The sequence below is a fragment of the Enterococcus sp. AMC2644 genome, assembly GCF_058216475.1.
In genome coordinates this window covers 2,311,293-2,330,455 of record NZ_CM177095.1, presented here as the reverse complement: position 1 = coordinate 2,330,455, position 19,163 = coordinate 2,311,293, and the positions used below count along the sequence as shown (strand labels likewise).

The following is a 19,163-nucleotide window of genomic DNA, read 5'->3' as shown; positions in this document are numbered from 1 at the left end:
GAAACAATAAGTCTTAGTTAGGGGATTTTTTTATACGGGAAAGAAACAGTAATTGGTTGAATCACTTAGTCATTATCTAAAAGAGACGTGTCCTCCGTTTGTATCCAAACAAAAAACACCTGAACATAAGAGATATAGCCATTCTCTTACATTTAAGTGTTTTTAAGGTCGTTCGATATTAAAAACCTATTTAATACTTAAGATTAATTCGACATATTTTTCTAAAAACTCACGATCAATGGCATCATAGCTATGAGTTTGACCACTATCAATGTCTAGTACGCCAATCAATTCTCCATCTTTGATCATTGGAACCACAATTTCAGACATTGCTGCAGAGTCACAAGAAATATAATTCTCATGCTCCTTCACATTATCGACAATCAATGTTATTTGTTTTTCAGCAGATTCGCCACAGACACCTTTGCCTAATTTAATTCGCGTACAAGACACTCTACCTTGAAAAGGGCCTAAAATTAGTTCGCCTTCTTCAAATAAATAGTAACCAGCAAACACGGTATTTTCTAATGTTTCATTTAAGATGGCAGAAGAATTCGATAGACTAGCAATCCAATTCGTTTCTGCTTCTAATAATCCCTTTTGTTGAGCTAACAACAATTCATACGCTTGACGTTTTTTCTCTTTATCCAAAAGTTTCACTCCTTAGTCATCTAATTGATATTGGAAACGATAACCGCGTCCATGGACAGTCCGAATATACTCGAAATTTCTGCCTTTTAATGCAATTTTCCGACGTAAATTTTTTATGTGGGTATCGATTGCTCGATGAGTTCCCCTTTGATTGTTTAATAACACTAACAACTCATCACGTGAATAAATTCGATTAGGATGTTGCATAAACTGTAACAATAACTGATATTCAGAAGCTGTCAATAAAACTTCATCTCGTTCAACATAAACTTGTTGAGTTTCTGTTTGCAAAATTAATTCGTCTTCATTAAAACTTAATGCTTCGGGTAAACGATAACGTTCAATTAAACGAAAGATTGCTTTAATACGCGCAATCCATTCATTTTTTTTCATCGAAAATTCCCAAATTAGGTCCATTCCTTCATTTAGTAATTGGCAACGTTCTTCACTCGTTAATGAATCATCAAAAAAGATATACCAGGTCTTTTCTTTAGCTTCTTCCGAAATTAATCGCCATTCAAAACGTTTAAATTGGTCTGGAAACACAAAAATTAAATCTTGGTTTTTTTCAATTTTATCAGAAAGCGTACAGGTTACAAATGGTAATTCGCTTTTTAACCATTGTACATAGGTCTGATAGCTTTCTGGTTGATGCGATAGTAATTGTATATTCATTATATCTCACCTCTCCCACATTATACAATGCAGAATGTTTTTTCCAAATAACAGATTGTGTCAAATCGTTTAGGATTATTTCAATTAGATTAAAATTAAAGATTTTTTTAACAAATTGTCATTCCCTCACACAAAACTCACATTCTTTCATTATATTGGATAAAGTGAACATTAAAAAAAGTGTGAGGTTATCTATGATTAAGTTAAAAAAAGTCGCATCACTTACCTTACTAGCTGTTTTACTGGCTGGTCCTGCTCTTGCTGTAGCAGATGAATTTGATGCAAAAATTCAAGAACAAGATCAAAAAATTGAAGCTCTAGAAAAAGATCAACAAAATGCAGAGAAAAAATTACAAGAAATTCAAACACGCATTGATCAAATTGAGCAAGAAATAGACGATGTTTTAGCTTCCAAATTGAAAGAAGAACAACGCCTAAATGAAATAAATGCAGAGATTGCGGATTTGAAAGAAGTGATTGCGCAACGAGATGACAAGTTGAAAGAACAGGCTCGTGATGTGCAAGTTAACCATAATACAGATGGTTTTCTATCAGCTATTCTCAATTCTGAATCAATCAATGAAGCTTTTGGACGCGCCCTAGCATTAAACACTATTGTGGATGCTAATAATGAAATTTTACAAGAGCAACAAAAAGATAAAGAACGTTTAGAAGAATTATCAATTGAATCCGAAGAACGTATACGTATAATTGAAGAAAAAAGTGCTGAACTGCATGAAAAGCAGCAAGAATTAGTTGAAGCTCAATTAGATCAAGAAGTAGCGATTCAAGAAATTCAAGTGTCAGTAACTACTGAAAAAGAACAAAAACAAAAATTTGTAAAACAAAAAGAGGAAGCCGAACGTAAACGTCAAGAACAGCTAAAAGCCTTAGCTGAGCAACGTGCTCGTGAAGAAGCAGCTCGTAAAAAGGTTCAAGAAGAAGCCCTTGCAGCTGAAGCAGAACGCCAAGCACAAGAACAAGCTGCAGAAGTTAACGCTGAACAAGCAGCAACGCAAGCAGAAGTGAAAGCCTCTGAACCCAATGTAGCCACAACTAAAGTAGATCGTAAAAATCTAGAAGTGACAACACCTGTTACTGAAACAAAAGTTGAACGTCAGGAAACACCTGTGGTTGAAGAAGTAGCCACTGAGCAAGCTGTAGAAGACAAAGTTGAGGCACCTTCTTCATCCTCTTCAAATTCATCTGGTTGGACATCACCAGTAAGTAGTATTTCTGTTTCAAGTCCATTCGGTATGCGTGCGAACCCAACAGGTCCAGGAACAGAATTCCATAATGGCATTGATTTGGTTGGTTCATCAGGTACCCCAATTTTTGCAGCAAAATCTGGAACAGTTGTGCAAACTGGTTTTGATCCAAGTGGCGGAAACTATGTCATTATTGACCATGGTGATGGTTATTTCTCTCACTACTTGCATTTAAGTAGTATCGGTGTTGCCAATGGACAAGCAGTTAGTCAAGGCGCAACTGTCGGTGGTATGGGAACAACAGGTAATTCCACTGGTGTTCATCTACACTTTGGTATTGGAACAGGTATTTGGTCAGGTTTTGTAAATCCTGCACCATTCATTGGAGCCTAATAATACACAGCAAAAAGAACGAGCAAAAATTTTGCTCGTTCTTTTTTATGCTTATTTAACAACCATGACATTACAAACCGCATGATTAACAACAAATGCCGTTGTTGAGCCAATTAAAGCTTGCGAAATTGCGCCTTTACCAGTGGAACCCATGATAATTAAATCAATATCGTATTCTTCTGGAATATCTACAGCAATTTTACGCTTGGGTGACCCAACTTCAATTACTACATGTACGTCATCGATTCCATCAGCTTTTACTTCTTCAACTTTTTTCTCCATGAAATCTTCAACAAAAGCTTTTTCGTCTTGTAATAATTTGGAAAACGCGTATGCACTTGTTGTCAACTCAACATCATTAATAATCCATGCTAAGTAGACCGTTGAATGATTACGTTTAGCAATTGCAACTGCTTCATCAAATGCCTTTTCTGATTTGGCGGAACCATCTACAGCAACTAATAAATTTTTATAAGTTTCTAACATTGTAAGCGCCTCCTTTTCCTTTATTATAACACTCTCGTTTCAAACAAGCAAAACTCATGGTAATTAAATTTCTCGTTCAACGAGGTGATAATAGATTTTTGCTGTTAACAAGTACACAACTATATAAAGGAAAACAAAACAGCTAGCAACACTTAGGGTAGCTTTAATAAAGGTATTAACTTGAGTAATTTCAAATAATACAAGTAGTTGTTTCATCATTGGAAAAGCAAATACTAAATGACTTAGTGCTACTACTAAAGGTAAGCAAAAAACCATAATGACTTGTTGATGAATGGTCTTTTTAACTTCTTGCTGACTCATTCCAATTTTTTGCATAATAACAAAACGGCGGCGATCTTCTAAGCCTTCTGAAATTTGTTTAAAATAAATAATTAACGTAGTTGCTAGCATAAATACAATGCTTAACAGTAATCCAATAAAAAAGAAACTACCATCAAATATACGTGTGCTTTCAACTGCTAAATCTTTCATCTTCAACCCATAGGAATACGATTGTTGGTAATTAAAGCTATTTTTTCGAATGATATTTGAGAAATTTTCAACGAATTTTAGGCGTTGCTTCTGCTCATTTTCTACAAAATTAAACGACCAACGATACTCCTTTTCGATAGCTCTTCTATCCTCATTTATTTCAGAGAAAGTCTCTTTTAGTACCTGTTCGATTTGCTCTTCATTGCTAAAAACAAGCAACACCGTTGGTAAAGCAACTTCTTGAAACACTGGAGCTAATTGATTGGTATTTTTGATTATATTAAAGGATCGACTATCTTTAAAATGAATTTCTTTTCCTTTTATTACATGATCCAACTGATCAATAATCACTTCATCCGTTTTCAATGTATAGCTCGAATTAGTTACACGATTGTATTCATCAATAATAATAAAACGATAATACGTCGCTGAAATAAGGTCAGCAACGCCACCAAGACTTGAGTCTGAGTCACTTATCCCTATTAATTCACCATTTTTCTGTCCATAAGGCAATGACTGAAACGTTTTTATATTGAACGAGTCGGTAATTTGTATATCCATTCTTTTTGCTAATTCATAGGTTGCATCTTGAACTTTAGTCGTTTTTACTGAAGGAGTGAAGGTAACATCGTATACATATTCTGCATCCAATTCCGCTTGTCGTCCAAAATATAAACTAGCAGTCATCGCAATCGTAATTAACGCCATGGTTGACAAAATGCAAATACTTGCTAATCCTGCCGCATGTTGCTTCATACGATAAATCATCCCTGAAATTGCAATAAACGAACGTGGTCGATAATAAATTTGAGGTCTTTTTTTTAGAAATTTCAGTAAAGTAATGCTTCCTCCAATAAATAATAAATACGTCCCCAAAACAACCAGTAAGACAGCAATTAAAAATAAAAACATTGCTTGCATTGGCGAATGAATACTCAGCGCAATGCCATAACCAATGGCCAAAGAAATGCCACCAAGCACTGTCATAATGATTCGCGCTTTCGGTTCTTTCTCACCTTTTTTATCACTTGTCAATAATTCAATAGGATTCGTTCGATAAACTTGACGACAATTTAATCCAAATAAGACACCAAAAATAAATAAAAATTCTAAGGAAATGGTAACGATACTAGCCATTGTCATTTGTGTCGTAAAGACTTTACCAATGTCTAACATTTTTACTAAAACGAGTGCTGTAAATTTAAATAATACAAATCCTGTCAGCAGACCGCCAAGCAAAGAAAGTAATAATCCATAAATAGCTTCCCAAAAAACAACTTGATATAACTCTTGTTTTCCTAATCCTAAAATATGAAAGAGACCCAGTTCACGTGTCCGTTGTTTCATCAAAAATTGATTAGCGTAAATGGCAAAAATCCAAGTAAACACGACAATTACTACTTGCCCAAGATAAAAAGCGTAGCGTACGCCCCCACTTTCTGTGAGAGTATCCATACCAGCATTGTGGACTAATAAATAAATCGTCGTATTAATTGCTACCATTAGAGTCATTGCTATCAAAAATGGCAAATAGATTGGAAGATTCTTACGGATGTTTTGCCAACTTAATTTCGCAAAAAACATTTTATCCCCCCTTTGCCAATAAAGCAGTCATCGTTTCTGCAATCGTCTCAAAAAATTGTTGATTGTCTTTTTCACCACGATATAGCTGATGAAAAACTTGACCATCCTTAACAAAAAGAACTCGATTTGCGTGACTAGCAGCTAAAGAACTATGCGTGACCATTAAAATAGTCTGACCATTGCCATTCAAACGTTCAAATACTTGCAACAATTGGCTAGATGTTTTTGAGTCTAAGGCACCTGTTGGTTCATCAGCCAAAAGTAATTTTGGTTGTGTAATGATAGCCCGTGCAATCGCTACTCGCTGTTGCTGACCACCAGATAATTCATACGGATATTTCTCTATTAAAGTATCAATTCCTAAAGCAGTAGTAACCGAACTTAATCGTGTTTGCATATTAGAATAGGACATACGTGATAAGACTAAAGGTAACAAAATATTATCTTTGACAGAAAAATTTTCTAATAAGTTAAAATCTTGAAAAACGAATCCCAAATGTTCACGACGAAAATGGGCTGCGTCTTTTTCTGGAATTTCACTTAAGTTCATTTGCTCAAGTTGAATTAAACCTGCTGTTGGTTTATCTAACGTTGCAATTAAATTAAGTAAGGTACTTTTTCCTGAACCAGATTCTCCCATAATTGCTACGTATTCGCCTTGTTCCACTGTAAAATTCATTTGACGTAGTGCTTCAACTGGTTGACCATTCAAACGGCTTTGATAGGTTTTTTTCACATTTTTTACTGTTAATAAGCGTGACATTATGCTCCCCCTTTTTATTTATCATACCTTTAGTTGTTTGATTTCACTACTTACAAAAAGAAATCCAAGCTTACAGTTCAGTAAGTTTGGATTATTCGCTAAAGTCTTGTTCAATTGGAAAATCGATGATTAATTTTGTCCCTTTTCCAACCTCAGAAGTCAGTGACAAAGTTAGCCCAATTTTTTCAGCCACCATTGTGCATAAATATAAACCTAAACCACTAGCACGTTGCTGTTCACGACCATTATAACCTGTATAGCCTTTTTCAAATACTCTCGGAACATCTTCGGGACGTATACCTATTCCTGTATCCGAGATGATTAACTGGTCTTCCCAAAAAATTGCAATTTCGCCATTTTCTGTATACTTAATGGCATTAAATATTAGTTGTTCTAAGATGAACACGAGCCACTTTCGATCGGTGTAAACTGCTACATTCAACCCTTTTAGTACTAGTCGCAAGTTTTTTTGAGAAAAGAAAATAGCATATTTTTTTAACACTTCTTTGACAATTGGCTCTAATTGGACTTTTTCGATTACTAAATCTTCATGGTTTAAATTTTGTCGCAAGTAATTTAACATCAATTGTAAACATTCATTGATTTTAAACAACTCATTCTTCATTAACTTCCGATCTCTCTCGGTAGTTTGTACAAGTAAATCTAAAGCTGCAATGGGTGTTTTAATTTGGTGTATCCACAAACCAAAATCTTCTAAAAATACTTCTTGCTGTTCGAAAAATTGTTGTTGTTGTACTTCTTTTTCTTGAAGAAGTCTTCGCAATAATTCTTGATAAATTTTTTCATTTTTCTGCCTTGCTTGCGGAAAAAACGCCAGACTCTGTAAAGTTAGCGGATGTTCTTGAAGATGCTGTAATTGCTTGATTTTTTGGCGATAACGATACCCCTCAATCAAAGAATACACCACTAAAATAAACGTCAAAAATAAAAATACATCTAAAAACAAATCAAATGGTAGCTCATATAAATAAATCGTTGCCAAAGTTAACCCTGTAAACAGTCCATACATCACATAAACCTTCAAATTTTCTTTCAAATAGCTCCCAATCAGTTTCATTTAAACTCCTTTTCAATCACATACCCGCGATTTTTAACTGTTTGAATCACATTTTCGATACCAATACTTTGTAACTTTTTACGTAAACGCGTCATATTGACAGCCAGCGTATTGTTATCAATAAATTCATCACTATTCCATAACGCTTGAATAATTTCTTCACGCGGAACAATGTCTCCTTGTTTTTGCATTAAAGCTGCTAAAATTCGTGTTTCAGTCGGTGATAATGTCACTAACTCAGTAGCAGATTTCAATTGGTTTTCTAAGGGATTGAACGTCACATGTGCCAGTGAATAGGTTAAAACAGCTTGTCCATATTGATAGCTACGGCGTAAAAGCGCTTGGATTTTAGCTACTAAAACCCCTAAATCAAAAGGCTTTGCAATAAAATCGTCCGCCCCCATATTCATTGCCATAATTTGATTCATTTTCTCTTCTGCAGATGATAAGAAGATAATCGGTACTTCTGAAAACTTGCGGATTTCTTGGCACCAATAAAAACCATTAAAATACGGCAACGAAATATCTAGCAAAATTAAATCCGGGGTAATAGTTTGAAATTCTGCCACTATCTCTTGAAAATTATGCGGTGACGTAACATAATAATCCCAATTTTCCAAATGTTTTTTCACAACCGTCACAATCGTTTCATCATCTTCAATTAAATAAATTGTTTTTTTCATACAGTTAATCTCCTTCTTTTTAGTTATAACATAAAAGTTCAAAGTAAGAAATCTAGAATTCAATGGCTAACCATGCTAAAATAAGTAGGACTTTAAAAGAAATGAGGAAAAAAAGTGACTGAATATTTAAATGTCGGTAAGATCGTCAATACTCATGGGATTCGTGGTGAAGTGCGGGTAATTTCACAAACCGATTTCCCAGATCAACGTTATAAAAAAGGGGCAAAACTAACTTTGTTCCGCAAAGGTAAAGACCCCTTAGATTTAACTGTAGCTAGCCATCGTAAACATAAAAATTTTGACTTGTTAACCTTCAATGACTACCCCAACATTAATGATGTAGAACCATTTCGCGATGGTATTCTAAAAGTAGCGGAAGAATTCTTAACAGACTTAGAAGAAAATGAATATTATTACTATGAAATTATCGGTTTAGACGTCATCGATGAGCAAGGTAATTTGCTTGGAAAAATCAAAGAAATTTTATCTCCGGGTGCGAATGATGTTTGGGTCGTTCAACGTAAAGGGCAAAAAGATGCTTTAATTCCATACATCGAATCAGTGGTCAAGGAAATTGATTTAGAGTCTAATGAAGTTCATGTAGAAATTCCAGAAGGGTTGTTGGATGATGCGGATTGATGTCTTAACACTTTTTCCAAGAATGTTTGAAGGCCCCATGGGTGAATCAATTATCGGTAAGGCGCGTGAAAAAGGATTACTGGAAATGAATGTTTCCAATTTCCGTGACTATTCGGATAATAAACATCAAACCGTTGATGATTATCCTTACGGTGGCGGTGCGGGTATGTTGTTAAAAGTTCAGCCAATCTATGACAACATTAAAGCCATCGAACAAGAAGCACCCACGACTAAAAAACGCGTCATTTTACTTGATCCAGCTGGGAAACCATTCAATCAAGCGATGGCTGAAGAGTTTTCAGAAGAAGAACATCTTGTATTTATTTGCGGACATTATGAAGGCTATGATGAACGCATTCGCTCTCTTGTTACAGACGAAGTTTCCTTAGGTGATTACGTTTTAACTGGTGGTGAATTAGGTGCCATGGTAATGATTGACGCTACTGTTCGTTTATTACCCGATGTCTTAGGTAATAATATTTCTGCTCAAACAGACTCACATTCAACTGGTCTATTAGAACATCCTCAATACACACGTCCTGCTTCATTTAACGAGATGGATGTTCCTGCTGTTTTAATGAATGGCAACCACAAATTAATAGAAGAATGGCAATTAAAAGAATCCCTACGTCGAACCTATTTACGTCGTCCAGACATGTTAGAGAAGTTAGATTTGACTGATCAAATGAAAAAAATTCTAACAGAAATTCAAAAAGAAGAACAATAAAAAAACTCTTTTGCGATAAATACTACTCGCAAAAGAGTTTTTTGCTATTTCATCTCTATATTCGTCAAATTTTATTATTAGGAATGAATGATATTCTAGATACAAAGAGACGTCTATCCGCTTTTTCTTTTAATCGTTCATTCATTGATCCCTCTTTCACTTTTTTAATAAGCTACCTATTAATTCTGCTTAATTCATGAATCAAAAGCTTCATTAACAATTTTTTTAATTCAACTTTCAATTACAAAACAAACATTAGAAAAATATCTCTAGAGTCATAAAACTATACAAATCACTAGTCTATCGAATCAAGTATCTTCATAGTTTCACAATAGACCTATGTTGTTTTCTGCTTCTACCAAATTTTTATATGAAAGACCTCTTTTAAAATAAAAACAGCTGCTGCTTCATATAACGATTCCGCCCCATGTGAAAAATCACCTTTAACCTGAATCGCATAAAAAGCACTGACTAACGATAACAGAACCGCTCCCATTAAAACAATCACAATTGGTTCTTTGAAGTTTTTCAAAAAAATTTTCCAATAAGGTGCTGCTTGCTCCTCAGGCAAACGATTTTCGCCATATATTTCTCGTTGGAACAAAACTTGTTGATCAGATAATCCTTTTTGTTGATTCACCTCATACTTTTCCATTATTTTTTCTGTTGTTTCTTGATAAATTTGCATCTCTGACATCCTTTCCATTCACTTAAACAATACAAAAAAGCGCAAGCTAACAAGACTCCCCCTCACCCTTGGGGGATTTGTCTTGAAAGCTTGCGCCCAACCTGTATAGTTATTTATTTCTCTTAGAATAACAAAAAATAATTTTTCTGTCTATCTTTTTTATTTCTTGCCTTAACTTAATTTGTAACTTTCACTACTTAACTTGCGATTACGTAAAACATTTAAAATGGTCGGAATAGCACCCAACGCTGTGAACAGATACAGCATCGCAAGATTACCATAATACGCATTCGTTTCTAAATAGCCTTCACGTAGTAGCTGTGGCAAGATTCGGAAAGCAGTGAAAACGTCCGCTTCAGGATAATAACTGGCAACGCTAATAGACCAGTCCAAACGCATTCCAACATAAACCATAATAACCATCAGAATGCTGCTGATAATAATGCCTTGTTTACTTAACTTTCCACCAAGTAATCCATACCCTTTTAACGAGCAAATGGCTAAGATAATTCCAGATAACGCCGCTACATAGCCTAACTGTCCTAACACGATAATTGCAATTACCCCAACTACGCTACCTAAAAAAGCGCCAATTATTCCAGCTGTAAGATTTTCTTTCTTCTGCTTTTCTGCTTGTTCATTCGCATGTAATGTTTCAGAGTATTCTTTAAAACATGCTTCACAACAAATCGCTGGGGTTCCAGCTACATTATAAATTGCTTCGCCATCTGCATGACAATTTTGGCAACAATTTTGAAAATGATGTGTAGTTAGAAATTGCGTAATCAATGCTAAAATAGTTTGTAACTTTTCACTACTTTTATTCGCAGTCATCCCAGTTTTTAATATATAAAAAACTTGATGCCCTTGCACTTTACACTCAACAATATTTTTTGATTCTGTGACAACTTCTTTTAATAAATTAACATCTGGTAATTTATCTGCTTGTTTCAGTGAGAACTTCAATGTGAAACGATATGTCTCGTTGAATGGAGTCAAACAAAGTTGATAGCCATTCATGATACCATAGATTGTTGCCGTTGGTTTATCTAAGGATAACCCTAATTGGATAGCAATTTTTTCTAATGATTTTACATACGGTCTTTCCATTTTTTCTCCTCCTTTTGCAACACTTTCTTAAAAAATGTTACTTAAAAGTCTAGCGGAGTATCAAACTTGTGTCAAATAATGCGTTTTCAATCGTTAAAAGCTGGGATTCTTAGAAAAATGGAGTTACTAAAAAAGTCCTGATTTTCAATTTTCCGAAAATCAGGACTTTTATTACTGCCACTTAGTTTTATAGAACTAATTGTAAAGAGGAGCTTTTCTCATAATCAACTTCTTTTCAACTAGTTTTAAGAATTCACATTCAACACCAGTAAAAGAGTAGTTGTTATTTTTCAGCATTCCCTAAAAAATCTAGTGAATTTTGATTATTTTTTAATTTCTGTAACCATTCCTGAACCAACAGTTCGTCCACCTTCACGAATAGAAAATGTCGTTCCTTGTTCAACCGCAATAGGGTGAATTAACTCAACATCAATTGTTACATTATCACCAGGCATAACCATTTCAACTTCTTCTGGTAATTGAATCGTTCCGGTTACATCTGTTGTACGGAAGTAAAATTGTGGGCGGTAGTTATTAAAGAATGGCGTATGACGACCACCCTCTTCTTTAGTTAACACATAAATCTCCGCTTTAAATTGCGTATGTGGTGTAATAGAACCTGGTTTAGCTAATACTTGTCCACGCTCGATTTCATCGCGAGTAACCCCACGTAATAGAATCCCCACATTATCTCCTGCTTCGCCATAATCCAAAGTTTTACGAAACATTTCAATTCCTGTTACTATTGCTTTTTTGGTTTCATTTTTGATACCGATAATCTCTACTTCATCACCAACAGAAACTGTCCCACGTTCAATTCTGCCTGATGCCACTGTTCCTCTACCAGTAATTGAAAAAACATCTTCAACTGGTAGCAAAAATGGTTTATCATTTTCACGATCTGGTGTTGGAATAAATTGATCTACAGCATCCATCAATTCCATAATTGCTGCCTCAGCTTGTGGATCACCTTCCAAAGCTAATAAGGCAGAACCTTTGATAACTGGGATGTCATCACCAGGAAAATTATATTCTGTAAGTAATTCACGAATTTCCATTTCTACTAAATCAATCAATTCGTCATCATCAACTAAATCAATCTTATTCAAAAAGACGATTAAATGTTTTACTCCAACTTGACGTGAAAGCAAAATATGTTCACGTGTTTGAGGCATTGGACCATCTGTTGCAGAAACGACCAGGATTGCACCATCCATTTGTGCGGCACCTGTAATCATATTTTTTACATAGTCTGCATGCCCTGGAGCATCGATATGAGCATAGTGTCTTGCTTGCGTTTCATATTCAACATGTGCTGTATTAATTGTAATCCCACGTTCGCGTTCTTCAGGTGCTGCATCAATGCTACCATAATCTTGCGGGTTTGCTAGGCCTTGTTTTCCTAATACTGTAGTGATTGCAGCCGTCAAAGTCGTTTTCCCATGATCGACGTGTCCGATTGTTCCGATATTAACATGTGGTTTACTTCTGTCATAATGTTGTTTTGCCATTTTACAAACCTCCTATAAAAATTTATCGAAAACTATTTTAGATTTCGACTGACAGACCCAAAGCTTACTTTATGTAAGTTTTAAATCTAAACTTATTATACGTCAAAATTGGTCAAAGTCAATTGAAGTGCTTGAGAAACCCGACTGTTCATTTCTTTCACTATTATTGTTACAATTTGTCCATTATCAAGTCTCTAATTTATTTAATTACTACAATTAAAAGAAGTGCTAGTTTTCTAATAAATCAATTGAACTGAAACTATCTGTAAAAAAAGGAACTAGAAAATCACATTCTAGTTCCTTTTAAACTCGCTTCTGTAAAAATAAAATAGAGACTAACACAAAAATAAAGCCCATAACTTCTACCCATGAAAAGGCTAAATGAAAAAATAAAATAGAAATAATTGTAGCTAAAATGGGTTCAAATGCAGTTAAGATACTCGCCAACGAAGAAGAAATAAACTTTAAACTGGATAAATAAATTAGATAAGCAACTGCTGTCCCAAAAATAACAACTATTAAAATTTGCACTAACGAGTCCAACGTTATCATGCCATCTACTCGCCACATTGGATGAAAGCTATTAGCCACTATACTTCCTAAAAGCATCCCCCAACCTACAATCGTAAAACTACCATATTTTCGTAACAAAGCTCTTGGTTGAATGGAATAAAACGCTAAGGCAATTGCTGACAAAATTCCCCACAATAACGAATTAGTAGAAGTAAATAAATTTAATAGATTGCCTTTTGTGGCAATTAAAGTTACACCAAGTAAAGTGTTTCCCATCAAAAAAATAGTTATTAACGATGGCCATTTTTTTGCTTTTAAGGACTCGTATAGAACGACAAAAAAAGGACCTGTATATTGGACGATTGTTGCAAACGAAGCATTACTTAATTCGATAGTTTTAAAGTACGTAAATTGAACTAAAAACATACCTAAAATAGAAAAAGCAAGTAATTCAACAACATCTTTTTTATTGGCAAATGGTTGAAATATTTTGTACTTATTTCTAAACAAGTCAATTGTTAATAAAACTAGACCTGCAATGAATAATCGAGTGGACACTAACCAGCTTGCTGAAAAATGAAATTGATCAAATAACAATTGCCCTGAAATACCCGAAATTGCCCATAAGCTTGCTGCTCCACAGGCAGACAGAATTCCTCTAGTTTTGATAAGTATCCCCCTCTTTATTTCTTTTTTGTATTATATTATTATAGTTTTCATACATCTATAAATCTTTCAATATTCTAGCTATTTTTATCATTATTCTGTAAGGAGCAAAAAAATGTATTTTGAAATTAACGAATCACAAAATGAAATCACTCAACATGTAACTGATGATTTCCCACTAGCAATTTATCATCGAACGTTAAATCAACAACAAAAAGATACCATTATGCCTCATTGGCACGAAGAATTTCAATTTATTTGGGTTATTGATGGTACACTTAACTATTCTATCGAAACCAGCACAATTTCCTTATCCGCTTCGTCAGGTATTCTAATTAATAGTTCAAAGTTACATAGTGCAAAACCACTTACTGATAAAGTGGAATATCTTTGCATTGATTTCTCTCCATTTCTTATTAATGAGTTATTTTATCAAAAAGTACTAGCTATGATTCAACAGAACCCTAATTTTATCTTCACGTCTATTCATTTGACTACTAGGCAAGAAACTATTTTAAAAAAAATAATCTTGTCAACAACCGAAATCAACTATCTAAGTGTCTTTGAATTATTATTGGGTCTATTGTCACAAGTTCAAACAAGCACTACCTATTTTGAAAAAAGCCCGTTGTATATCTATGAATTACTTAACTTTGTACATGCAAACTACCAACAACAACTTTCAGTTAGCGATATTGCTCAGTCAATCCCCATTAACAAAAATAAATGTACTGCATTATTCAATCAATACACACAACTTTCACCAATCAATTATTTAATTGATTTTCGCTTAAATAAAGCAAAAAAACTATTGCAAACGACCGATCATTCTATTTCAGAAATTTGTTACTTTGTAGGTTTTAATAACATTAGCTACTTCATTACCAAATTCAAACAAAAATATCATTGTACGCCGCTTAAATTTCGTAAACAATTTATCTATTACCTGAATAATTCATAGCTCTAAATTTAAGCTATTTTTTTGAACAAAGTGCCTATATTTAAATTAGGCAGATACATTCTTCCAAAATAATGTGTTTTCGAACAGGATATATACGGAAGAAGGCTATAATAAAAATTATTTGTCTATTTAAGGGCAGACTGATCCCTTGGAAAAATAGGTTAAAAATTTTTACGATAACTAGCCTAAATCCATTGCCTAGATCGCCGTAGGCGTTCAAAAACCTTATAAAATTCAGTTTGATACACATGATAACTCGACAGTTTGAGATAGACTTGTCTACCTGTTTTAACGAGTTTTCCGGCAACTTTAAGCAATGTCAATCGTATAGAATGAATCGTCATCCCCCGATTCACTTGTTCAAATCCAATGGTCTTTAAAAAATTGACGAGGTTGTAAGCCAGGACACTGATCATCATTCTGACATGATTTTCCAGGAAACGCGGACTATCTGTTTTGTCAAAATAAAAGCCTGATTTCGCTTCTTTGATGAAATTTTCCATTGTTCCACGCTTGCCGTAAAGAGAGAATATGACTTCAGGCGAGACATTATCGGATAGATTCGTCACAATGAATGCGTGGTGAAAAAGAAGCTCTCCTGCTTCACGGATTGATCGAATACAAACGCGACGGGGTTTTGACCAGGATTGTGCTTGATAAGGGAGTGAAAAATACTGTATTTCTCGGTCTTCCCATTTTTTATTATCCCCATAAAGAACAGAGTGTTCAGCTAACTGACTTAACCTCCGATTGCTCTTTAATCGGATAACGTACTGGCTTTCAGTTGCTTCACAAGATTCATACACCTCTGGTGTGGCGAAGCCGCTGTCACCCCGAACCAATATCTCGGTATGAGGTAACGTGCTCTTGTAGTGGTGTAACAGCGGGTCGATAAAGGCTTTTACCCCTTTAGACGTGTACTGATTGCCTGAACGCAGTTCAGCTTTTAGGAAATCTCCGGTCAATCCGTCAAATGCAACTAATGGGTGATAGCCGTAGGTTTGATAATGGGCATTATAATCTGTTTGTTCTTGGCGTCCAAAGGTATCCGAATGTGTGGAATCGACATCAATGATTAACTCGGTGTCATTGCGAATCAAACGCGCTTTATCAATCAGCGACTGATTTAATGCTTGGAGTTGATCCATGTTCTCCTCGGTGAAACGATCTAAAAACCGTGAGATTGACGATTGTGAGGCCAACTCTTTTTTACCGAGTACAGCTTGAAAGACTGGATCCTGTCTTAATAGATTAGCTGATGAGTCTGCCGAGTACCCAGCAATTAACTGCATAATGAGTTGTTCTAATATCGCTAAGTTATCATGTGTGAAGTAAACACGTTTGTCTTTAATATGGAGCCACTGTTTAGCTACGTGTGAAAAGTCGAAGGTATTCATCACCTCTTTAACTAAGACCAAACCCGAATCACTCGATAAGCGACCACCTGTATGTGAAATAGTCAAATTTGAATTGAATTTTACCTGGTTTTTGTGTAAGCTAGTCATGAGAAGAACTCCTTTCTTATGGTTGGTTTCGACACCTTTACCATATCAGAATGGGGTTCTTTTTGCATCACTTAACAGGTGAAAATGAAAAAGTAAATGAAGACTGCCGTTAGGCAGTTTCAGACGGTTTGAAGTCAAAGTATGAATTATTCAGGCTATTAAACTACTCCAAAATTTAGGTGTAGTTTTTTTATTAGCTATTTACAAATCTCTATTTAATTAATATACTTAATTAAATAATAAAACTATAGTGGAGCTGAATAAATTTGACTAAAAAAGTATTGTTTGTGGACCATTCTTCTCTTTCAGGAAGTGTTGTTAAAATTTTAGCGCGCAATGTCCTATTAATGAGCCACGATACACTGGAAGTGATCGTTATAAAATTAGAATCCTTAGAAAAATATCGCTTTACAAATGAACAAATTGTATTAGTTGATCCAGTAATTTCTCTCAATCATCTTCTTCTAAGACGAGTCCCTAAAGCTATAAAAATGATGAACTTTACAATTGATTCTTATGTTAGTTTGAATGCCGAAGTAGTATTAGAACAAATAGAAAGCAATAGTCGAACATAATTAAACCGAACACTTTTAAAGCAAAGCTTGCTTTAAAGTTGTTCGGCTTCATAATCAAATTTGATATACTGCTACGGAACGTCTGTTAATTGAAACACTAAATTGTGTGTTTGAGCTTACTGAAGGTTTTTGCTCATTTTCCTGATCTAAGTAACCACCAAAATCTTGCCAGTCAGAATGTAACACTAATTTAGCCTTTGTGCCATCAACTTGCAAACTAACCATATGCTGTTCTACCGGATGAAAATTATAAATAAAGACACTATTTCCCTTTTGGTAAGCTAATAATTTTTTGTCTTCATGATGGAATAATAACTTGGAGGGTTTTGCTAATAAATTAGTTTCTTTTACTAACTCAATCATTGCATGGTCAAAATTTTGTAAGAAACGATATCTTAGGTTGGTATCTTCTGCTAAATCCCAACGTCTTCTGGCTTTTGTATAACTCCAATTATTTTCAGGACTTGGAAAATCAATCCATTCTGGGTGACCAAATTCATTTCCCATAAAATTTAAATAGCCCTCACCTGCACAGGTACACGTAATTAAACGAATCATTTTGTGCAGTGCAATTGCCCGATCAATAAGATCACTTTGTGAGAAAACATCCATCTTCCAATACATTTCTTGATCTGCCAAGCGAAACATGATTGTTTTGTCTCCTACCAATGCCTGATCGTGTGATTCACAATAACCAATGACTTTTTCTTGTGGACGTCTTTGTAGCAATTCATGCCAAACTTCACCTAAATTCCAATCATAGTCTGAAACATTTTCTAATGTTTTAATCCAAAAATCTGGAATGCCCATTCCCAAACGATAATCAAAACCAATACCGCCGATTTCAATTGGTAAGCACATTCCTGGCATACCACTCATGTCTTCCGCAATTAAAATACAATCTGGATTAACTTCTTTGGCAACTTCTGCTGCTAATTGTAAATATGTTACAGCTTCGGTATCTGTATTGGTAGAAAAATACTTATCATAGTGATCAAAAGCGACCCCTAAACCATGGTGATGATAAAGCATTGATGTCACAGCATCAAAGCGAAAACCATCGAAATGATATTCTTCTAGCCAATATTTAACATTCGACAATAGAAAATGAATGACTTCTGTTTTTCCATAGTTAAATAATTTTGATCCCCATTCAGGATGAAGACCGCGAGAACCTTCATGGAAAAATTGTGTTTCTGTGCCATCGAATGCTGCAAGCCCTTCAACTACATTTGTCGCAGAATGTGAATGAACAATGTCTAACAATACGCCGATACCCATACTATGAGCAGTATTAATTAATAATTTTAAATCTTCTGGCGTGCCAAATTTAGAAGAAACTGCAAAAAAATTGGATACTTGATAACCAAATGAACCATAATATGGATGTTCAGCGACCGCCATCAATTGGATGGTGTTATATCCTAGTTGCTTCACTCTAGGTAAAACGTTTTCAATATACTCCATAAACGTTGAAATTCCTTCTTTAATTCCAGCCATTCCCACGTGACTTTCATAAATTAAAACGGGTTCTTCAGGATTTCTTTTAAAATTTTTATCAGTCCACTCAAAAAGTTTCGATGGTTCCCAAACTTCCCCATCAAAATCCACCGTCTCTTTCTTTTGTACTACTCGCTTACAATAAGTCGGAATACGCTCAAATGAGTCATTTTCTGTCGTAATTTCAATGCGGACTTTAGAACCATGTATCAGCTTATCTTTTTCTGTAAGCTGAATTTCCCAAATACCATTATCAATTTTTTTTAATAAATGGCTAGTACGGCTCCATTGATTAAAGTCACCCATCAGTGCAATTTTCTTTGCATTTGGTGCCCACTCTCGATATAACCACCCCTCTTCTTGTTTATGAAACCCGAAATAATGATGACCATTCGCAAAATTGGAAAGACTTTTTTCTGTTGTGAGCAGTCGCTTTTTTGTATCTAAATAATTCTGACTTCTCAAACGAATATCTGAAATATAAGGTTTTAAAAATGGATCGACTTCTAAAATTTTTTCGCTAATCATGTTAATACCTCCTATTTAATTCGACTTTTGAAAAGAAGACTCTGCTTATTTTATACATGATTTATTCGAATAATTAATCCCGCTCCCTTCATTCATCAAGATTTCAGCAATACAGGTTCTCCTTCTCATTTTCACCAGTACGAATACAAAAATAATTTTTCGTATAAACTCAATACAACATCATTTATTCTCACTGTACTTATCCGCAATTCGTTTTCGAAAATTAT

At 34.7% G+C, this 19,163-nt stretch carries 18 protein-coding genes and 1 other annotated feature; of the genes, 5 read left to right on the top strand and 13 right to left on the bottom strand.

The window, feature by feature from the left end; translation table 11 throughout:
- Window positions 1-186: 186 nt before the first annotated feature.
- Together AC4BC5_RS11380 and AC4BC5_RS11375 are read right to left on the bottom strand one after the other, a co-directional pair.
- Window positions 187-651: a GAF domain-containing protein gene (locus AC4BC5_RS11380; RefSeq protein ID WP_490495503.1), complete on the bottom strand. Its 465-nt coding sequence runs from the start codon at window positions 649-651 to the stop codon at window positions 187-189.
- A 12-nt stretch (window positions 652-663) separates the two neighbouring features.
- Window positions 664-1,326 carry a winged helix-turn-helix domain-containing protein gene (locus tag AC4BC5_RS11375; RefSeq protein WP_490495502.1) on the bottom strand — a complete coding sequence of 221 codons (663 nt, stop codon included), beginning with the start codon at window positions 1,324-1,326 and terminating at the stop codon, window positions 664-666.
- A gap of 194 nt (window positions 1,327-1,520) precedes the next feature.
- Between AC4BC5_RS11375 and AC4BC5_RS11370 the strand changes: the two genes are divergently transcribed.
- The gene (locus AC4BC5_RS11370; protein WP_490495501.1) at window positions 1,521-2,927 is read left to right on the top strand and encodes a peptidoglycan DD-metalloendopeptidase family protein; all 1,407 of its coding nucleotides are present in this window, start codon (window positions 1,521-1,523) and stop codon (window positions 2,925-2,927) included.
- 51 nt (window positions 2,928-2,978) lie between these two features.
- Here AC4BC5_RS11370 and AC4BC5_RS11365 read toward each other — a convergent pair whose 3' ends face one another.
- The 5 genes from AC4BC5_RS11365 to AC4BC5_RS11345 form a co-directional block, all read right to left on the bottom strand.
- Window positions 2,979-3,413, bottom strand: a complete 435-nt coding sequence (locus AC4BC5_RS11365) for a universal stress protein (RefSeq protein WP_490495500.1) — start codon at window positions 3,411-3,413, stop codon at window positions 2,979-2,981.
- 63 nt (window positions 3,414-3,476) lie between these two features.
- Window positions 3,477-5,489 (bottom strand): FtsX-like permease family protein, encoded by a 2,013-nt coding sequence (locus AC4BC5_RS11360; RefSeq protein ID WP_490495499.1) that lies wholly within the window; start codon window positions 5,487-5,489, stop codon window positions 3,477-3,479.
- A gap of 1 nt (window position 5,490) precedes the next feature.
- Window positions 5,491-6,252, bottom strand: coding sequence for an ABC transporter ATP-binding protein (locus AC4BC5_RS11355; RefSeq protein ID WP_490495498.1), 762 nt, complete (start codon window positions 6,250-6,252; stop codon window positions 5,491-5,493).
- Between the two features lie 91 nt (window positions 6,253-6,343).
- Entirely contained in the window at window positions 6,344-7,330 is a 987-nt protein-coding gene (locus AC4BC5_RS11350; RefSeq protein ID WP_490495497.1) for a sensor histidine kinase, read from the bottom strand.
- A complete protein-coding gene (locus AC4BC5_RS11345) occupies window positions 7,327-8,013 on the bottom strand; it encodes a response regulator transcription factor (RefSeq protein ID WP_490495496.1) in 687 nt (228 codons plus the stop codon). Before AC4BC5_RS11345 ends, AC4BC5_RS11350 begins: the two co-directional genes overlap by 4 nt.
- A 114-nt stretch (window positions 8,014-8,127) precedes the next feature.
- Between AC4BC5_RS11345 and rimM the strand changes: the two genes are divergently transcribed.
- Both rimM and trmD read left to right on the top strand, forming a co-directional pair.
- Window positions 8,128-8,652 carry a ribosome maturation factor RimM gene (gene rimM / locus AC4BC5_RS11340; protein WP_490495495.1) on the top strand — a complete coding sequence of 175 codons (525 nt, stop codon included), beginning with the start codon at window positions 8,128-8,130 and terminating at the stop codon, window positions 8,650-8,652.
- Window positions 8,642-9,379, top strand: a complete 738-nt coding sequence (gene trmD / locus AC4BC5_RS11335) for a tRNA (guanosine(37)-N1)-methyltransferase TrmD (RefSeq protein ID WP_490497545.1) — start codon at window positions 8,642-8,644, stop codon at window positions 9,377-9,379. The genes rimM and trmD overlap by 11 nt, the downstream gene beginning before the upstream one ends.
- A gap of 355 nt (window positions 9,380-9,734) precedes the next feature.
- Here the strand turns inward: trmD and AC4BC5_RS11330 are convergent, their stop codons facing one another.
- From AC4BC5_RS11330 to AC4BC5_RS11315, 4 genes are all read right to left on the bottom strand, one after another.
- Window positions 9,735-10,067 carry a cation-transporting P-type ATPase gene (locus tag AC4BC5_RS11330; protein ID WP_490495494.1) on the bottom strand — a complete coding sequence of 111 codons (333 nt, stop codon included), beginning with the start codon at window positions 10,065-10,067 and terminating at the stop codon, window positions 9,735-9,737.
- A 56-nt stretch (window positions 10,068-10,123) separates the two neighbouring features.
- Window positions 10,124-10,169: a sequence feature (sodium ion sensor (DUF1646 type); this cis-regulatory element may regulate processes involved in with the transportation of sodium ions), on the bottom strand.
- 69 nt (window positions 10,170-10,238) lie between these two features.
- Entirely contained in the window at window positions 10,239-11,177 is a 939-nt protein-coding gene (locus tag AC4BC5_RS11325) for a VIT1/CCC1 transporter family protein (RefSeq protein ID WP_490495493.1), read from the bottom strand.
- 323 nt (window positions 11,178-11,500) lie between these two features.
- A complete protein-coding gene (tuf, locus tag AC4BC5_RS11320) occupies window positions 11,501-12,688 on the bottom strand; it encodes an elongation factor Tu (protein WP_490495492.1) in 1,188 nt (395 codons plus the stop codon).
- 303 nt (window positions 12,689-12,991) lie between these two features.
- Window positions 12,992-13,876, bottom strand: a complete 885-nt coding sequence (locus tag AC4BC5_RS11315) for a DMT family transporter (RefSeq protein WP_490497544.1) — start codon at window positions 13,874-13,876, stop codon at window positions 12,992-12,994.
- A 106-nt stretch (window positions 13,877-13,982) separates the two neighbouring features.
- Here AC4BC5_RS11315 and AC4BC5_RS11310 point away from each other — a divergent pair, with 106 nt between their 5' ends.
- The gene (locus tag AC4BC5_RS11310; protein WP_490495491.1) at window positions 13,983-14,828 is read left to right on the top strand and encodes an AraC family transcriptional regulator; all 846 of its coding nucleotides are present in this window, start codon (window positions 13,983-13,985) and stop codon (window positions 14,826-14,828) included.
- Between the two features lie 185 nt (window positions 14,829-15,013).
- Here AC4BC5_RS11310 and AC4BC5_RS11305 read toward each other — a convergent pair whose 3' ends face one another.
- Window positions 15,014-16,333 carry an IS1380 family transposase gene (locus tag AC4BC5_RS11305; protein WP_003140845.1) on the bottom strand — a complete coding sequence of 440 codons (1,320 nt, stop codon included), beginning with the start codon at window positions 16,331-16,333 and terminating at the stop codon, window positions 15,014-15,016.
- Between the two features lie 266 nt (window positions 16,334-16,599).
- Between AC4BC5_RS11305 and AC4BC5_RS11300 the strand changes: the two genes are divergently transcribed.
- Window positions 16,600-16,908, top strand: coding sequence for a hypothetical protein (locus AC4BC5_RS11300; protein ID WP_490495490.1), 309 nt, complete (start codon window positions 16,600-16,602; stop codon window positions 16,906-16,908).
- Window positions 16,909-16,962: 54 nt separating this feature from the next.
- Here AC4BC5_RS11300 and AC4BC5_RS11295 read toward each other — a convergent pair whose 3' ends face one another.
- The gene (locus AC4BC5_RS11295) at window positions 16,963-18,936 is read right to left on the bottom strand and encodes an alpha-amylase family glycosyl hydrolase (RefSeq protein WP_490495489.1); all 1,974 of its coding nucleotides are present in this window, start codon (window positions 18,934-18,936) and stop codon (window positions 16,963-16,965) included.
- Window positions 18,937-19,163 lie beyond the last annotated feature (227 nt).

Coding starts and splice junctions, on each gene's coding strand:
- AC4BC5_RS11375 (WP_490495502.1), bottom strand. CDS start 1,326: ATGAATATACAATTACTATCGCATCAACCAGAAAGCTATCAGACCTAT.
- AC4BC5_RS11345 (WP_490495496.1), bottom strand. CDS start 8,013: ATGAAAAAAACAATTTATTTAATTGAAGATGATGAAACGATTGTGACG.
- AC4BC5_RS11355 (WP_490495498.1), bottom strand. CDS start 6,252: ATGTCACGCTTATTAACAGTAAAAAATGTGAAAAAAACCTATCAAAGC.
- AC4BC5_RS11310 (WP_490495491.1), top strand. CDS start 13,983: ATGTATTTTGAAATTAACGAATCACAAAATGAAATCACTCAACATGTA.
- AC4BC5_RS11325 (WP_490495493.1), bottom strand. CDS start 11,177: ATGGAAAGACCGTATGTAAAATCATTAGAAAAAATTGCTATCCAATTA.
- trmD (WP_490497545.1), top strand. CDS start 8,642: ATGCGGATTGATGTCTTAACACTTTTTCCAAGAATGTTTGAAGGCCCC.
- AC4BC5_RS11360 (WP_490495499.1), bottom strand. CDS start 5,489: ATGTTTTTTGCGAAATTAAGTTGGCAAAACATCCGTAAGAATCTTCCA.
- AC4BC5_RS11330 (WP_490495494.1), bottom strand. CDS start 10,067: ATGCAAATTTATCAAGAAACAACAGAAAAAATAATGGAAAAGTATGAG.
- AC4BC5_RS11370 (WP_490495501.1), top strand. CDS start 1,521: ATGATTAAGTTAAAAAAAGTCGCATCACTTACCTTACTAGCTGTTTTA.
- AC4BC5_RS11365 (WP_490495500.1), bottom strand. CDS start 3,413: ATGTTAGAAACTTATAAAAATTTATTAGTTGCTGTAGATGGTTCCGCC.
- AC4BC5_RS11305 (WP_003140845.1), bottom strand. CDS start 16,333: ATGACTAGCTTACACAAAAACCAGGTAAAATTCAATTCAAATTTGACT.
- AC4BC5_RS11350 (WP_490495497.1), bottom strand. CDS start 7,330: ATGAAACTGATTGGGAGCTATTTGAAAGAAAATTTGAAGGTTTATGTG.
- AC4BC5_RS11295 (WP_490495489.1), bottom strand. CDS start 18,936: ATGATTAGCGAAAAAATTTTAGAAGTCGATCCATTTTTAAAACCTTAT.
- tuf (WP_490495492.1), bottom strand. CDS start 12,688: ATGGCAAAACAACATTATGACAGAAGTAAACCACATGTTAATATCGGA.